16 protein-coding genes are annotated in these 16023 nt (G+C 65.8%); 12 read left to right on the top strand and 4 right to left on the bottom strand.

Features of this window, described 5'->3' with window-relative positions; genetic code table 11:
* Positions 1-10: 10 nt before the first annotated feature.
* Together yaaA and AB7E35_RS02160 are read right to left on the bottom strand one after the other, a co-directional pair.
* Complete coding sequence (gene yaaA / locus AB7E35_RS02155; RefSeq protein ID WP_428166992.1) at positions 11-793, bottom strand: peroxide stress protein YaaA; 783 nt, start codon at positions 791-793, stop codon at positions 11-13.
* A gap of 146 nt (positions 794-939) precedes the next feature.
* Positions 940-4203, bottom strand: coding sequence for an Rne/Rng family ribonuclease (locus AB7E35_RS02160; RefSeq protein ID WP_428162378.1), 3264 nt, complete (start codon positions 4201-4203; stop codon positions 940-942).
* Between the two features lie 590 nt (positions 4204-4793).
* Here AB7E35_RS02160 and AB7E35_RS02165 point away from each other — a divergent pair.
* From AB7E35_RS02165 to AB7E35_RS02180, 4 genes are read left to right on the top strand one after another with little or no spacing between them, the layout of a single operon-like run.
* On the top strand, positions 4794-5813 hold the full coding sequence (locus tag AB7E35_RS02165; protein WP_428162379.1) for an RluA family pseudouridine synthase: 1020 nt from the start codon (positions 4794-4796) through the stop codon (positions 5811-5813).
* Complete coding sequence (locus AB7E35_RS02170; RefSeq protein ID WP_428162380.1) at positions 5806-6486, top strand: HAD family hydrolase; 681 nt, start codon at positions 5806-5808, stop codon at positions 6484-6486. Before AB7E35_RS02165 ends, AB7E35_RS02170 begins: the two co-directional genes overlap by 8 nt.
* Positions 6487-6521: 35 nt before the next feature.
* Positions 6522-6887, top strand: coding sequence for a Rieske (2Fe-2S) protein (locus AB7E35_RS02175; protein WP_428162434.1), 366 nt, complete (start codon positions 6522-6524; stop codon positions 6885-6887).
* A 4-nt stretch (positions 6888-6891) separates the two neighbouring features.
* Positions 6892-7938, top strand: a complete 1047-nt coding sequence (locus AB7E35_RS02180) for a S49 family peptidase (protein ID WP_428162381.1) — start codon at positions 6892-6894, stop codon at positions 7936-7938.
* 136 nt (positions 7939-8074) lie between these two features.
* On the opposite strand, the gene AB7E35_RS02185 is transcribed toward AB7E35_RS02180, so the two are convergent.
* Positions 8075-8887, bottom strand: a complete 813-nt coding sequence (locus tag AB7E35_RS02185) for an SAM-dependent methyltransferase (RefSeq protein WP_428162382.1) — start codon at positions 8885-8887, stop codon at positions 8075-8077.
* Positions 8884-9483, bottom strand: coding sequence for a Maf family nucleotide pyrophosphatase (locus AB7E35_RS02190; protein WP_428162383.1), 600 nt, complete (start codon positions 9481-9483; stop codon positions 8884-8886). The genes AB7E35_RS02185 and AB7E35_RS02190 overlap by 4 nt, the downstream gene beginning before the upstream one ends.
* Positions 9484-9509: 26 nt before the next feature.
* Between AB7E35_RS02190 and AB7E35_RS02195 the strand changes: the two genes are divergently transcribed.
* From AB7E35_RS02195 to fabF, 8 genes are all read left to right on the top strand, one after another.
* Positions 9510-10061, top strand: a complete 552-nt coding sequence (locus AB7E35_RS02195) for a YceD family protein (RefSeq protein ID WP_428162384.1) — start codon at positions 9510-9512, stop codon at positions 10059-10061.
* 139 nt (positions 10062-10200) lie between these two features.
* Positions 10201-10383, top strand: coding sequence for a 50S ribosomal protein L32 (gene rpmF / locus AB7E35_RS02200; protein ID WP_428162385.1), 183 nt, complete (start codon positions 10201-10203; stop codon positions 10381-10383).
* 129 nt (positions 10384-10512) lie between these two features.
* Positions 10513-11544 (top strand): phosphate acyltransferase PlsX, encoded by a 1032-nt coding sequence (gene plsX / locus AB7E35_RS02205; RefSeq protein ID WP_428162386.1) that lies wholly within the window; start codon positions 10513-10515, stop codon positions 11542-11544.
* Positions 11545-11568: 24 nt separating this feature from the next.
* Complete coding sequence (locus AB7E35_RS02210; RefSeq protein ID WP_428162387.1) at positions 11569-12546, top strand: beta-ketoacyl-ACP synthase III; 978 nt, start codon at positions 11569-11571, stop codon at positions 12544-12546.
* 58 nt (positions 12547-12604) lie between these two features.
* A complete protein-coding gene (gene fabD, locus AB7E35_RS02215) occupies positions 12605-13558 on the top strand; it encodes an ACP S-malonyltransferase (RefSeq protein WP_428162388.1) in 954 nt (317 codons plus the stop codon).
* Complete coding sequence (gene fabG, locus AB7E35_RS02220) at positions 13555-14295, top strand: 3-oxoacyl-ACP reductase FabG (protein ID WP_428162389.1); 741 nt, start codon at positions 13555-13557, stop codon at positions 14293-14295. Before fabD ends, fabG begins: the two co-directional genes overlap by 4 nt.
* Positions 14296-14399: 104 nt before the next feature.
* Entirely contained in the window at positions 14400-14639 is a 240-nt protein-coding gene (gene acpP / locus AB7E35_RS02225) for an acyl carrier protein (protein WP_003058049.1), read from the top strand.
* A 55-nt stretch (positions 14640-14694) separates the two neighbouring features.
* Positions 14695-15939, top strand: a complete 1245-nt coding sequence (fabF, locus tag AB7E35_RS02230; protein ID WP_428162390.1) for a beta-ketoacyl-ACP synthase II — start codon at positions 14695-14697, stop codon at positions 15937-15939.
* Positions 15940-16023 lie beyond the last annotated feature (84 nt).

Here is a 16023-nt window from a genome sequence, read left to right on the forward strand (position 1 = left end):
GTGGAGCCGTTCAGCCGCTGACGGCATCGCGGCGAAACACCAGCCGCTGCGGCTCGGACGATGGCGGGTGGAAAGCATAGCCTTCCAGGTCAAACTGTTCCAGTTGCCGCGGCACGGACACGCGCTGCTGGATGGCCCAGCGCGCCATCAGGCCGCGCGCGCGCTTGGCATAAAAGCTGATGATCTTGTACTGGCCGGCCTTGCAGTCCTCGAACACGCACTCGATCACGCGCGCCTTGAGCGCCCTGGTGTCCACGGACTTGAAGTATTCCTGCGAGGCCAGGTTGACCACCACGGGCGAAGTGTCTGCGGCCAGTTGCTGGTTGAGGTGCTCGGCGATGCGCGTGCCCCAGAACTGGTACAGGTTGGCGCCCGCGTCGGTGGCCAGGCGCGTGCCCATTTCCAGGCGGTAGGGTTGCATCAGGTCCAGCGGGCGCAGCACGCCGTACAGCCCGCTCAGGATGGCCACATGCTGCTGCGCCCACTGCAGGTCGTCGCCCGACAGCGTCTGCGCCTGCAAGCCTTCATAGACGTCGCCATTGAAGGCCAGCACCGCCTGGCGCGCGTTGGCGGGCGTGAACTGCGGCTGCCACGCCGCATACCGCGCCACGTTGAGGGCGGCCAGCGGGTCGCTGATCGACATCAGCGACGCCACCTCTTGCGGCGACTTCTCGCGCAGCACGTCGATCAGGCGCTGTGCCTGCGGCACAAAGTGGGGCTGCGTGTGCGGCAGGCCGGCGGGCAGCGGGGTGTCGTAGTCCAGCGACTTGGCGGGCGAGAGCAAGAACAGCATGGCAGTTGCAACTTTGGTGATTGAAGCCTCCATAAAGATTCAGTTGCTGGTCTGCCAACCACTGATCTCCATGGGTTTGATGGTGAAACGGCACCGCAGGCCAGTCGCTTGCGGTGCCGTTGGCGCGGACGCGGGAGTCTGCGCCGTCAGGCGGCGTTGCCCTCTTTGTCGAAGGGCAGTTGCAGGTCGCGCAGGTCGCGGCGTGTTTCCACCAGCACCAGCGGGCCCTCATCCAGCTGCGCCACGGGCGGGCGTTCGCGCGGCACGTGCACCGGCTTGGGCTCGGCGGCAATCGCTGCTTGGACGGCGGCGATCTTCTCTGCGTCGGAGTTCACCCACTCCAGCCCTGCATCCTGCGCCACCTGCTGCAGCGATGCCACGGGCAGCGTGAAGGCCGACACGCGCGGCATGCCGCTGGCAGCTGCCGCGGGTGCGGCCGGCTGCTCGGCCGGGGCCGTTGCAGGCGTTGCGACCGGCGCTGACGCTGCGGGTGCGGCGGCGGGCGGTGTTGCGGCGGTTGCCGGCGGCACTTGCGCCACGGCATCAGCCGCTGACGGCGCCGCTGCCGGTGCGGTTGCCGGCAGCACGTGCTGCGCCGTGGGTGCCGCTGCTTGCGGGGCCTTGGCGGGCGCGGCCTCTGGCGCCACAGGCGCCGCAGGCAAGCTGGTCGCCGGGGCTGCAGTAGCGGGTACTGACGCGGGCGCTGCAAAGTAGCTGCGGCGCGCGGGTTCGCTGGCGGTTTCGGTCACGCGGTCATCGGCGCGCTGGTCCGCGCTCGCTGCGGAGTCGGGCACACCGACGGCGGCTGTGGTGGCCGGTGCGTCACCCTCGGCGGCGCTGTCGCCTCCGTTGCGCGAACCGCGTTCGGCACGGTCTCCACGGTCGGCGCGGTCACGGCGGTCACGGCCGTAGCGGTCGCGCGATCGGCGCTCGCGGCGCTGCTCCTCGCCGCCGGTAGCCTCGGGCTGGCCAGGCGCGGCTTCGTGGCCCGTCAAGTCCAGGTCGGGCAGGGCGGACAGTGGCGCGGTGTCGGCAAAGTCCACGCCTGCGGCAGGGGTGGCGGCTTCGTCGGCGCGCGGGCCGCGCTCGCTGCGGTCACGGCCACGTCCACCGCGTTCGCCGCGTTCGCGGCGCGGTGCGCGCTCCTGGTCTTGCTGCACTTCGGCGCCAGAGACGGCGGGCGCGGCGTTGCGCTCGGCCGTCAGGTCGGCAGCTGCCTGGTCGGTTTGCTGTGCTTGCTGCGCGGCGCGTTCACGGCCGCCACGGCCCTCGCGCGGCTCGCGGCGGCCTTCGCCCTCGGGACGATCGCCGCGGCCATTGCGGGATTCGCGCGGTTCACGGGGTTCACGTGGTTCGCGGCCCTCCCGGCTTTCGCGTGGCTCACGCACTTCGCGGGATTCACGAGCTTCGCGCCCTTCTGCCGAGCGTTCGCCGCCCCGGCCCTCGCCACGGCGGCCACGGCCTTCACCGCTTGCGCTGGCGCCATCGCGGTTGGTGCCGCGTTCGGTGTTGCCGCTGCCGCGGCGGCTGCCGCGTTCACCGCTGCGGCCGTCGCGGCGCGCTTCGGTGCGGGCGCCGGGATCCGCTGGCGCTTGCGCCGGTGCGGGTGCCGGGGCTGGCGCGGGCCCGAAGCCAAACAGGCTCTTGAGCCAGCCCAGGAAGCCCAGTTGCGGCACTGGCGCGGGCGCGGGCCGCTGTGGCGCGGCGGTCTGCGTGCGTGGCTGGCCCTGGGCGCGGTTGCCGGTACCTGTGCCGTTGGCGGGCCGGGCGGGCGCGGCTTCGGGGCGGGCCTCTGCCACGGGGGCGGGCGCGTCTGGCAGCACGCCCTTGATCACCGGCGTCTGCTTGTTGGTGGGCTCTTGCGAGCGGCGCGTGACGGTGGTGGGGTCTTCCACCTCTTCGGCCAGCTTGTAGCTGACGTCCAGGTTCTCCAGGCGCGGGTCGTCGTGCTTGAGGCGCTCGAGCTTGTAGTGCGGCGTCTCCAGCGTCTTGTTGGGGATCATCAGCACGCTGACGCGCTGCTTGAGCTCGATCTTGGCGATCTCGGTGCGCTTTTCGTTCAGCAGGAAGCTGGCCACCTCCACCGGCACCTGGCAGTGCACCGCGGCGGTGTTGTCCTTCATGGACTCTTCCTGAATGATGCGCAGGATCTGCAGGGCCGAGCTTTCCGTGTCGCGGATGTGGCCGGAGCCGCCGCAGCGCGGGCAGTTGATGTGCGCGCCTTCGCTCAAGGCAGGCTTCAGACGCTGGCGGCTCATCTCCATCAGGCCAAACTTGCTGATGGTGCCGAACTGCACGCGGGCGCGGTCCTGGCGCAGCGCGTCGCGCAGGCGGTTTTCGACCTCGCGGCGGTTTTTGGCTTCCTCCATGTCGATGAAGTCGATCACGATCAGGCCGCCCAGGTCGCGCAGGCGCATCTGGCGCGCCACTTCGTCGGCGGCTTCCAGGTTGGTGCGGGTGGCGGTTTCTTCGATGTCGCCGCCCTTGATGGCGCGCGCCGAGTTCACGTCCACGCTGACCAACGCCTCGGTGTGGTCGATCACGATGGCGCCGCCGCTGGGCAGCTGCACGGTGCGGGCGTAGGCCGATTCGATCTGGTGCTCGATCTGGAAGCGCGAGAACAGCGGCGCATCGTCGCGGTAGCGCTTCACGCGGGCGGCATGCTCGGGCATGACATGCGCCATGAACTGCTGCGCCTGCTCGTAAATGTCGTCGGTGTCGATGAGGATGTCACCGATGTCGTTGTTGAAATAGTCGCGGATGGCGCGGATCACCAGGCTGGACTCCTGGTAGATCAAAAACGCGCCCTTGCCGCCCTTGGCCGCGCCGTCGATGGCGGTCCACAGTTTCAGCAGGTAGTTCAGATCCCATTGCAGCTCGGGCGCGGTGCGGCCGATGCCGGCGGTGCGCGCGATGATGCTCATGCCCTTGGGGTAGTCGAGCTGGTCCATCGCCTCTTTGAGCTCGGCGCGGTCCTCGCCCTCGATACGGCGCGACACGCCGCCGCCGCGAGGGTTGTTGGGCATCAGCACCACATAGCGGCCGGCCAGGCTGATGAAGGTGGTCAGCGCTGCGCCCTTGTTGCCGCGCTCTTCTTTTTCGACCTGGACGATCAGCTCCTGGCCTTCTTTGATCACATCGCTGATGCGCGCCTGGCTGGGCGATACACCCTCGGCAAAGTACTGCTTGGAGATTTCCTTGAAGGGCAAAAAGCCGTGGCGATCCTCGCCGTAATCGACAAAGCAGGCCTCCAGCGAGGGCTCGACGCGCGTGACGACGGCCTTGTAGATGTTGCCCTTGCGCTGCTCGCGCCCTTCGATCTCGATTTCGTAGTCCAGCAGCTTTTGGCCGTCCACGATGGCCAGGCGCCGCTCTTCGGGCTGCGTGGCGTTGATGAGCATCCGCTTCATGATGCGTGTCCTTTTCGTTATGTTGTCAGGCGGCACGCGCGCAGCGCCAGGTCTGCGGCTGCAGTGGCGCGCTCCGCCAGTTCCAAACCTCAACAGGCCCTAAACGAGCCGGGAATGCCTGGACTGACGCATCGAAACGAAAGGAATTGCCGGGGATGCCCACGGCCGCGCAGCGTCTAGCTGCACGGACGGGGTGGGGGCGCAAGGATGGGGGCGAGCCGGACGGTGCGCAGGCGTGCTACGAAAAAAGTAGCTGTTGGCGCTTGTCCAACGGGTGCTGAAGGCAAATATGGTGCACATGGCGAAGGCTGACGCCCACGCCATAATGCCACCATCCATGCCAGCAACACCCACATGATTTCGCTTTGATCCGCTGCTCGCCACGCCCTGGTGGGGCGGGAGTCAGCCTGGAATTTCCGTATTCAGTGTTTCGATTTGTCAGCCTGCACGATTGGCGCGCAAACCACCGCAGGCAACCGGCCTGCAGTCTGAGTGCACGACGCCCGCTGGCATCGACCATACTGCGCACCGAGTCGGGCTGTGTCCATTAAACTCCAGACAAATCAACCACTTACACATTCGTCGCGCAGGTGAAACACATTATAGGGGGCAAACCGGCCGCAGGCCGCGCCCCGATTGACGCCCCGGCTGCCCGTATCGTCGAGGTCGATGCCGAGTCCGCAGGCCAGCGGCTTGACAACTTTCTGATACGCCACTTGAAGGGTGTGCCCAAGACGCATGTCTATCGCATCATCCGCAGCGGTGAGGTGCGCCTGAACAAGGGCCGCACCAGTGCCGACGCGCGCGTGGCCGCCGGCGACCTGGTGCGCCTGCCGCCCGTGCGCGTGTCCGAGAGGGTGCAGGACAAGGCTGAGCGCCCCGCGCCCGCGCGTGAATTCCCCGCCTTGCTGGAAGACGAGCACCTGATCGCCATTGACAAGCCCGCGGGGGTGGCCGTGCACGGCGGCAGCGGCGTGAGCTTTGGCGTGATCGAGCAATTGCGCCAGGCGCGGCCCCAGGCCAAGTACCTGGAGCTGGTGCACCGGCTGGACCGCGAGACCTCGGGCATCCTGCTGGTGGCCAAAAAGCGCAGCGCGCTCACGCATTTGCAGGACCAGTTCCGCGGGCGCGAGACGGGCAAGACCTATCTGGCGCTGGTCGCCGGGCAGTGGCCCGCCAACAGGAAGGTGATCGACACGCCGCTGCACAAATACCTGCAGGAAGACGGCGAGCGCCGCGTGCGCGTGACCACGCCCGATGATCCGGACGGCATGCGCTCCATCACCCTGGTCAAGGTGCGCAGCCAGATCGCCCCGCGCCCCCTGCAGGGACTGCCGGCGATGAGTCTGCTGGAGGTCACCATCAAGACCGGGCGCACGCACCAGATCCGCGTGCACCTGTCATCGCAGGGCCACCCGATCGCGGGGGATGACAAATACGGCGACTTCGAACTGAACAAGCGCTTGAACAAACAAGGCCTCAGGCGCATGTTTCTTCACGCGTGGCGGCTACAGTTTGACCACCCGGCCAGCGGCGAGCGCCTTGAGCTGCGCGCCGAGCTGCCGCCCGAGCTGACTGCCTTCCTCTCTGATGACCCCGCACATGCCTGAAGAAACCTTCCGCACAAGCCCGCGCCGCTTCGATCTCATTGCCTTCGACTGGGACGGCACGCTGTTCGACTCCACCGCCATCATCGTGCGCAGCATCCAGGATGCGGTGCGCGACCTTGGCGGCACCGTGCCCACCGATGAAGCCGCCGCCTGGGTGATCGGCATGGCGCTGCCCCAGGCCCTGGCCCATGCCGCGCCCGACGTGCCGCGCGAGCGCCACACCGAGCTGGGTAACCGCTACCGCTACCACTACCTCAAGCGCCAGGACGACGTAAGCCTGTTTGACGGCGTGCTGCCCATGCTGGAGGGCCTGCGCGATCGCGGCCACCTGCTGGCCGTGGCCACTGGCAAAAGCCGCCGCGGGCTGGATCAGGTGCTGCAAATGGTGCAGCTGCGCGGCATGTTCCACGGCTCGCGCACGGCCGACGAGACCGCCGGCAAGCCGCACCCGCTGATGCTGCAAGAGCTGATGGCCGAGTTTGACGTGCCGCCCGAGCGCCTGTTGATGATTGGCGACACCACGCACGACCTGGAGATGGCCCGCGCCGCCGGCTGCGCCAGTGTGGGCGTGGGCTACGGCGCGCACAGCACGCAGGGCTTCGAGGCACTGGGCCCCCTGTGCGTGGCATCGTCCGTGGCCGAGCTGCATCGCTGGCTGCTGCAGCACGCCTGATGAATGCGCCAGTGTCCGCACCCGTAGCCGCGCCAATGCCGCGGCACATTCCCCTGTGCCCTGCCGATGCCTTGGTGAACGGCGGCCGCGCCGTGGCCTTCGATGTGCGCTATTGCGGCCAGGTTTGCCGCGCCTTCGCCATTCGCTACCGGGGCCGGGCGTACGCCTACCTGAACCGCTGCACCCATGTGCCCATCGAGATGGACTACCAGGAAGGCCAGTTTTTTGACGACACCGGCAGCTGGCTGCTGTGCGCCACCCACGGCGCGGCCTATCAGCCCGACACCGGCGCCTGCGCGGGCGGGCCCTGCCGCGGTGGCCTGGTGCAGATTGCCCTGACTGAAGAGGGCGACATGGTGCACTGGCATACTGCCGCCCACCTGCACACCGTAGAGTTCTGACCCCATGACCGAGCCCACCCGCACCGAACCCGCCGGATCAGGCATGAATCCGCCTCCAGCGCCCGATCTATGGGCGCAAAATGCTACAAAAAAAGAAGCACTAAAGGCCGCGTCTGGCGCCCCGGGCTGGGAGCGCGAGGTGATCGAAAAGATCGTCCTGGGCACGCTGGCCGAGCAGCGCGCGGCCCGGCGCTGGCGCAATTTCTGGCGACTGACCTGGATCGCGGTGGTAGCGCTGGTGATCTGGATGGCCATCTCGCGCGACATGACCGCCGCCAGCAAAAGTGCGCCGCACACGGCGGTCGTGGATGTGAAGGGCGAAATCGCCGCGGGCGCTGAGGCCAGCGCCGAGTTCGTCGTGGCCGCGATGCGCAGTGCGTTTGAGGACTCGGGCTCGCAGGCCGTGGTGCTACTGATCAACTCGCCCGGCGGCAGCCCCGTGCAGGCGGGCATCATCAACGACGAAATCCACCGCCTGAAGGCCAAGTACAACAAGCCCGTGTATGCCGTGGTCGAAGAAACCTGCGCATCGGCCGCCTATTACATCGCCGCGGCGGCGGACGGTATTTATGTGGACAAGGCCAGTATCGTGGGCAGCATCGGCGTGCTGATGGACGGTTTCGGCTTCACCGGCACCATGGAAAAACTGGGCGTGGAGCGCCGCCTGCTCACTGCCGGCGAAAACAAAGGCTTTCTCGACCCGTTCAGCCCCCAGACCGAGGGGCAGCGCGTTTATGCGCAGCAGATGCTGGATCAGATTCACCAGCAGTTCATCACCGTGGTCAAGCAAGGCCGGGGCGATCGCCTCAAGGCCACGCCTGAAACCTTCAGCGGCTTGTTCTGGACTGGCCAGCAGGCGGTGGAGATGGGGCTGGCCGACCAGCTGGGCAGCCTGGACTACGTGGCGCGCGAGGTGGTCAAGGCCGAAGATGTGATCGACTACACCCGCCGCGACAACGTGGCCGAGCGGCTGGCCAAGAAGTTTGGCGCTGCCGTGGGCATGGGCGCCATCAAGGGCCTGGCGGCCGTGCAGCTGCCGCAGTTGCGCTGACGGCGCGGCACTATTGGCCAAATAAGCCCTTGGCCCTTGTAAAACCTGCGCTAAAAGCTATTTTTTTGATAGCGTACGGGCGCGCATTTAGCGGCTTTGACGGGCCTGTGGAGCCCTCAGGCACCTTCGCACACCGTCAGACGCCGACGGCAAACACCGTGGGCACGCGGTTGTCTGGCGCCGCCGCGGCCTGGCGCCATTCGCGCACCGTGTGGCTGGCGACATGGGCTCCCTCTAGCGTAAGGCCACTGGCGCGCGCCACCCGGGTTTGCGGCTGCAGCGTCTGCAGCATGGCTTGCCACAGCGCGGCGTTGCGGTAGGGGGTCTCGATGAACAGCTGGGTCTGCCCCTGTTTTTGGGCCAGCGCCTCCAGCTCGCGCAGGCGCTTGCTGCGCTCGCCGGCGTCCTGCGGCAGGTAGCCCACAAAGGCAAAGTTCTGGCCGTTGAGCCCGCTGGCCGCCAGTGCCAGCAGCAGCGACACCGGCCCCACCAGCGGCACCACGCGCAGGCCCAGGTCGTGCGCAGCGCGCACCACCGAACTGCCTGGGTCGGCGACGGCGGGCATGCCGGCTTCGCTGACCAGTCCCACGTCATGGCCCGCCAGAGCCGGCGCCAGCAGCGGGCGGGCGTCAAAGGGCGCATGCCCGCGCACGCCGTGGTCGCCTTTTTTGTGCACCTCGCGCGGCAGTTCAGTGATCTGCTGGGCCTGCAGCGGCGCGGCCAGCGGGTGCAGAGCGTCCACGCGCTTGAGGTAGGCGCGGCAGCTTTTGGCGCTTTCGCAGATCCAGTGGGTGATTTGCGCGGCCCGTCGCAGCGTGCCGTCAGGCAGCACTTGGGTCAGGGCAGCCTCGCTGTCGCAGCCAAAGTCCAGCGGCGCAGGCACCAGATAGAGGCTGCCCTTCGCGCTTGGCTGCGCGCTGGTCGCAGGAGCTGTGGTGGCTTCGCTCATGGCAGCACCAGCCCTGCGGCGCGCAGCATGCGGCAGGTGCGAATCAAAGGCAGGCCGACCAGGGCGGTGGGGTCGTCGCTGTCGATGGCGTCCAGCAGCGCAATGCCCAGCCCCTCGCTCTTGGCGCTGCCGGCGCAGTCGTAGGGCTGCTCGGCGCGCAGATAGCGCTCGATCTCGTCATGCGACAGGTCGCGAAAGCGCACGCTCACCGGTGCCAGATCAACCTGCTCGAAACCACTGGCCTGGCAGACCACGGCCACAGCGGTGTGAAACACCACGGTGTGGCCGCTCATCAACTGCAGCTGCGCCACGGCGCGCTCGTGCGTGCCGGGCTTGCCCAGGGCGTGGCCAGCCAGGTCGGCTACCTGGTCGGAGCCGATCACCACCGCCTCGGGGTGCAGGGCAGCAACGGCGCGCGCCTTGGCCAGCGCCAGGCGCAACGCCAGCGCGCGCGGGGCTTCGTGCAGCAGCGGGGTTTCGTCCACGGCCGGGGCGGCCACATCAAAAGGCAGGCCCAGGCGGGCCAGGAGTTCGCGCCGGTAGCGCGAGGTCGATCCCAATACCAGGGAGCGCGGGAGGGTGGAGGATGGGGGCATGTATCGATTCTCTTACACTGCCCGCCATGACCAAGGAACATTCCCCCGACCGGCTCGACGTCAAGGCCTTCGCGCAGGCCGGCGCCCACCTGTCCGGTCATGAAACACTGCTCAAGTACAAGCGGCTGGCCGAAGAGGCCCAGGGCCTGCATCCCGACCTGCGCGTGGATTGGTCCGCCGACGGCGAGATGCGCGCCACGCATGGCGTGGAGGGCGAGATCTGGCTGCGCCTGACTGCCACGGCCACGCTGCCCATGACTTGCCAGCGCTGCCTGCAGCCGGTGGACGTGCCGCTGGAGGTGGATCGAGAGTTCCGCTTCGTGGCTGACGAGGCCACGGCCGAGGCGCTCGACACCGACAGCGAAGAGGATCTGCTGGCGCTGAGCCGTGAGTTTGATCTGCGAGAGTTGATCGAAGACGAGCTGCTGATGGCCCTGCCCGTGGTGCCGCGCCATGACGAGTGCCCGACCCCGGTCACGCTGGCGTCAAGAGACGAGGATTTCGAGCAGGCCAGCGCCGAAAAGCCCAACCCTTTCGCCGCGCTGGCTGGCCTGCGAAAGGACACACCAGGCGCCTGACGCCCATCGCTGCGATTGCAGCGCGCGAAGGGGTGCAGCCGGTTTGAGCTATACTTGCGGGCTTCGCGCGAATCCCCTCGTGTCTTTAGTGGGTTGAATCGCGTTTTCCACTCACCTTTCAAGACCCTAGGAGCCGATCATGGCTGTTCAGCAAAACAAGAAGTCCCCCTCCAAGCGTGGCATGCACCGTTCGCACAATGCCCTGACGGTGCCTGGTACCGCAGTTGAGCCCACCACTGGCGAGATTCACCTGCGTCACCACATCACCCCCAACGGCTTTTACCGCGGCCGCCAGGTGCTGAAGAACAAGTCTGAAGCCTGACTCCAGGCTGCGTAACCTTCGGGCCCGCTGCTACAAGAAAAGTAGCGCGGGCCTTTGTCGTTTTGTCGCGTTCCAGGCTGACGCATTTCCCTTCACCTAACGGCCGCCGGACGGCCCGACTATCTGCTGATGATCACACTGGCTGTTGACTGCATGGGGGGCGATCATGGCCCCGGCGTCACGCTTCCCGCGTGCCGCCAGTTCCTCGAGCATCACCCCGACGCTCGCCTGATCCTGGTGGGTGGGCAGGACAACGTCAAGGCGCTGATGCATGAACGCATCGTGCATGTGGTGGCGTCCGAGGTCGTCACCATGGACGACGCCGTCGAGGTTGCGCTGCGCCGCAAGAAGGATTCGTCCATGCGCGTGGCCATACAGCAGGTGAAGGACGGGGCCGCGCAGGCTGCTATTTCGGCGGGCAACACTGGCGCGCTGATGGCCATCGCGCGCTATCTGCTCAAGACGCTGGACGGTATCGACCGCCCCGCCATTGCTACCCAAATGCCCAACGCCCAGGGTGGGGCGACTACGGTGCTGGATCTGGGGGCGAACGTCGATTGTTCGGCCGAGCATTTGTTGCAGTTCGCTGTCATGGGTTCGGCGCTGGTGTCGGTGTTGCAAGACCGCGAAGAGCCGTCGGTGGGCTTGCTCAATATTGGCGAAGAGGTCATCAAGGGCAACGACGTCATCAAGAAAGCTGGCGAACTGCTGCGTTCTGCTTCCAAATCCGGCGATTTGAACTTTTATGGCAATGTCGAGGGCAATGACATATTCAAAGGCACCGTGGACATTGTGGTGTGTGACGGTTTTGTGGGGAACGTCGCCCTCAAGGCGAGCGAGGGCGTCGCGTCGATGATTGCTGGTGCCCTCAAGCAAGAGTTTTCTCGCAGCATTTTTACGAAAATGGCCGCGATCGTCGCTTATCCGGTTCTTTCTGCGCTCATGCGGCGCATGGATCACCGCCGTTACAACGGCGCGGCTTTGCTGGGCCTGCGGGGGTTGGTGTTCAAGAGCCACGGGTCAGCCGATGCGCTGGCCTTCGAGCAGGCTTTGATCCGGGCGTATGATGCGGCCCGCAACAACCTGCTCGACCGCGTCCGCATGCGGGTGGCGCATGCGGCGCCGCTGCTGGCTGGCCCGGATGCGCAGCCTGCTCCCTGACTGGTCGCGCTCCTATCTACCTTGATGACACGCTATTCACGCATTACCGGCACCGGCAGCTACCTGCCGCCGCGCCGGGTAACCAATGATGATCTGGTGGCCCAGCTGGCGCAGCAGGGCATCGAGACCTCCGATGAGTGGATTGTGGAGCGCACGGGCATCCGCGCTCGCCACTTTGCCGAGCGCGAGGTCGCCAGCAGCGACCTGGCGCTGGAGGCTTCGTGCCGCGCGCTGCAGGCGGCTGGTTGCCAGGCGCAGGATCTTGACCTGATCATCGTCGCCACATCCACGCCGGACATGGTGTTTCCGTCCACAGCGTGCATTTTGCAAAACAAGCTGGGGGCAAATGGTTGTCCGGCTTTCGATGTGCAGGCGGTGTGCAGCGGGTTCGTGTACGCGCTGACGGTGGCCGACGCGATGATCCGCTCGGGCGGCGCCCGCCGTGCCTTGGTGGTGGGGGCCGAGGTGTTCAGCCGCATTCTGGACTTCAAGGATCGCACCACTTGCGTGCTGTTCGGTGACGGGGCGGGCGCCGTGGTGCTGGAGGCTTCCGACACTCCCGGCATTCTGGCCAGCGACCTGCATGCCGATGGCAGCCATGTCGGCATATTGTGCGTGCCGGGCAATGTCTATGGCGGGCAGGTTCTGGGCGACCCGTTGCTCAAGATGGACGGCCAGGCCGTGTTCAAGCTGGCCGTTGGCGTGCTGGAAAAAGCTGCGCGCGCCACGCTGGACAAGGCTGGGATGACCGACGCCGATATCGACTGGCTGATTCCCCACCAAGCCAACATCCGCATCATGCAAAGCACGGCGCGCAAACTGAAGCTGTCGATGGACAAGGTGGTGGTCACGGTGGATCAGCATGGCAATACGTCGGCTGCCTCGATTCCGTTGGCGTTGGATCACGGCGTGCGCAGTGGTCAGGTCAAGCCGGGCCAAACGGTGTTGCTTGAGGGCGTTGGCGGCGGTTTTACCTGGGGCGCTGTGCTCTTGAAAATGTAGCTGAAAGCGCCTGATTCCAAAGGGCTGAAGCTATTTTTGATGCATAACTGATAAGAACATGTCGAAATCTTTCGCTTTCGTGTTCCCCGGTCAGGGCTCCCAGTCGGTGGGTATGCTCGACGCCTGGGGTGACCATCCCGTGGTGGCGCAGACACTGCGCGAGGCCTCTGACGCACTGGGTGAGGACGTGGCAGCACTCATCCACGCTGGCCCCAAAGAGGCATTGGCACTCACCACCAACACCCAGCCCGTGATGCTGGTGGCTGGCGTTGCTGCCTGGCGCGTGTGGTGCGAGCAGGGTGGCGCGCAGCCCGTCGCGCTGGCCGGGCATTCGCTGGGTGAATACTCTGCGCTGGTGGCAGCCGGTGTCCTGACTCTGGCCCAGGCAGCCCCGCTGGTGCGCCTGCGCGCCGCGGCCATGCAGGAGGCCGTGTCGATCGGCGCTGGCGCCATGGCCGCCATCCTGGGCCTGGATGCTGACAAGGTGGTGGCGGGTTGTGCCGAGGCGACGGCCAGCTTTGGCGCTGGCTCGTCCGAGGTGGTCGAGGCGGCCAACTTCAATGATCCTGCGCAGACCGTCATTGCCGGCACCAGGGCCGGTGTGGACAAGGCCTGCGAATTGCTCAAGGCGGCCGGTGCCAAGCGCGCCCTGCCTTTGCCTGTGTCGGCGCCGTTTCACTCCAGTCTGATGAAACCCGCTGCAGAGAAGCTGCGCGCCGCGCTCGCTGTGCTGGAACTGGGTGCGCCACGCATCCCCGTAGTCAATAACGTGGATGTGGCGGTGCAGCAGGATGCCGACGCCATTCGCGACGCTCTGTACCGCCAGGCCTTTGGGCCCGTGCGCTGGGTGGAGTGTGTGCAGGCCCTCCAGGCCCGCGGCGTGACGCATGTGATCGAATGCGGCCCTGGCAAAGTGCTGGCCGGCATGACCAAACGCATCGACCCTCAACTGGTGGGGGCTTCAATCTATGACCCGGCCACGCTGGCCGAAACTAAGGAGCTGCTGGCATGAGCGAGTCTGCACAATCCCGCATTGCACTGGTGACCGGCGCCACGCGCGGCATTGGCGCTGCCATTGCTGCTGAATTGGCTGCGCGTGGCCTGCAGGTGATCGGCACTGCGACCACTGACGAAGGTGCCGAGCGCATCACCCAGGCGCTTGCGGAGCACGGCGGCAAGGGCGTGAAGCTGAATGTGACTGACGGCGCCGCTGTGGACGCACTGGTGGATGCCATCGTCCGGGAGCATGGCGGTCTGCATGTACTGGTCAACAACGCCGGCATCACCCGCGATACGCTGGCGATGCGCATGAAGGACGACGACTGGGATGCCGTGCTGGACACCAATCTCAAGGCCGTATTCCGCGTCAGCCGTGCGGTCATCCGGCCCATGATGAAGCAGCGCTTTGGGCGCATCATCAGCATCACCAGTGTGGTGGGTGCATCGGGCAACCCTGGTCAGGCCAACTACGCAGCGGCCAAGGCTGGCGTGGCCGGCATGACCCGCGCACTGGCGCGCGAGCTGGGTAGCCGCGGCATCACGGTGAATTGTGTGGCGCCCGGGTTCATTGCCACAGACATGACCGCCGATTTGCCGGAAGAGCAGAAAAAAGCGCTCAAATCCCAGATCGCCATGGGTGATCTTGGGCAGCCCAGTGACATCGCCCATGCTGTGGCTTACCTTGCGTCTGTCGGCGCGGGATATGTGACGGGGCAGGAGTTGCATGTCAATGGCGGCATGTACATGTAATTGAAGTCAGTTAACGCCGGATCGTCCGTGCGGCGGGCTGCGACAGGGGCATACCCCGAAGCGGCTAGAATCGCGGATTCATTCACAACCCCCTGAGGGAAACCATGAGCGATATCGAAGCACGTGTCAAAAAAATCATTGCCGAACAACTCGGCGTGGAAGAGTCTCAAGTCACCAATGAAAAGGCCTTCGTGGCCGACCTGGGCGCAGACTCGCTGGACACGGTGGAACTGGTGATGGCGCTGGAAGACGAGTTCGGCATCGAGATCCCTGACGAAGACGCAGAGAAGATCACGACGGTGCAAAACGCCATCGACTACGCCAACACCCACCAAAAGGCCTAAGTCAAGTCGCCCCGCGAGGGGCGCGCATCCGAGATCAGCAAAAGGTTAAAAACGCATGAGCCGTCGTCGCGTTGTCGTGACCGGCCTGGGTTGCATTTCTCCCGTAGGTAATACGGTGGCAGATGCCTGGGCCAATATCCTCGCCGGCAAGTCCGGTATCGACCTCATCACCAAGTTCGATGCTTCGAACTTTGCCTGCAAGATTGCGGGCGAGGTCAAGGGTTTTGACCTGGAGGCCTACATCAGCGCCAAGGATGCGCGAACCATGGACAGCTTCATCCACTACGGCGTTGCCGCAGCCCAGCAGGCTGTGCACGACGCGGGTCTGCCCACGGGCGAGGCTCTGGACGAGGAACTGGCCACGCGCATCGGCGTCATCATTGGCTCCGGCATTGGTGGCCTACCGCTGATCGAGAACACACATGCCGAGCTCGTCGGACGCGGCCCGCGCCGCATCACCCCGTTTTTTGTGCCTGCATCCATCATCAACATGGTGGCGGGGCAGGTGTCCATGCGGTTTGGATTCAAAGGGCCCAATCTCTCTGTCGTGACGGCCTGTACCACGGGTCTGCACTGCATCGGCGAGGCCGCCCGCAAGATCGAATACGGTGATGCAGACGTGGTGGTGGCGGGTGGAACCGAATCCACCGTGTCGCCACTGGGTGTGGGTGGCTTTGCCGCAATGCGCGCCTTGTCCACCCGCAATGATGATCCCAAGACGGCATCACGCCCCTGGGACAAGGATCGAGACGGTTTCGTGCTGGGTGAAGGCGCGGGCGTTCTGGTGCTTGAGGAGTACGAGCATGCCAAGGCCCGCGGCGCGCGCATCTACGCCGAGATCACTGGCTACGGCTTGAGTGCCGATGCGGGTCACATGACGGCGCCCAGCATGGACGGTCCTCGTCGCGCCATGCTGGCGGCTTTGCGCAACGCCGGCTTGAATGCAGATCAGGTGGACTACCTCAGCGCACACGGCACCTCGACACCGCTGGGCGATCTGAACGAAACCAATGCCATCAAGGCAGCGCTGGGCGACCATGCCAAAAAGATGGTGGTGAACTCCACCAAGTCCATGACGGGGCACCTGCTGGGCGGCGCCGGTGGCATCGAGAGCGTGTTCACTGTGCTGGCGCTGCATCATCAGAAGGTGCCGCCCACCATCAATATCTTCGAGCAAGACCCGGAGTGCGATCTGGATTACTGCGCCAACACGGCGCGTGACATGAAGATCGACGTTGCGCTGAAGAACAACTTCGGTTTTGGTGGAACCAACGGTACGCTGGTTTTCCGGCGCGTGTGACTGGTTGGGGCGCTACGGCCCTGTCGCCCAGGGGTGTGATGGGCCCTTTCTTCGCCTCGCCGCATTGAACGTAACCCACGAATC

It is taken from the genome of Diaphorobacter sp. (genome assembly GCF_050251835.1).
Lineage (GTDB): Bacteria > Pseudomonadota > Gammaproteobacteria > Burkholderiales > Burkholderiaceae_C > JBFXIE01.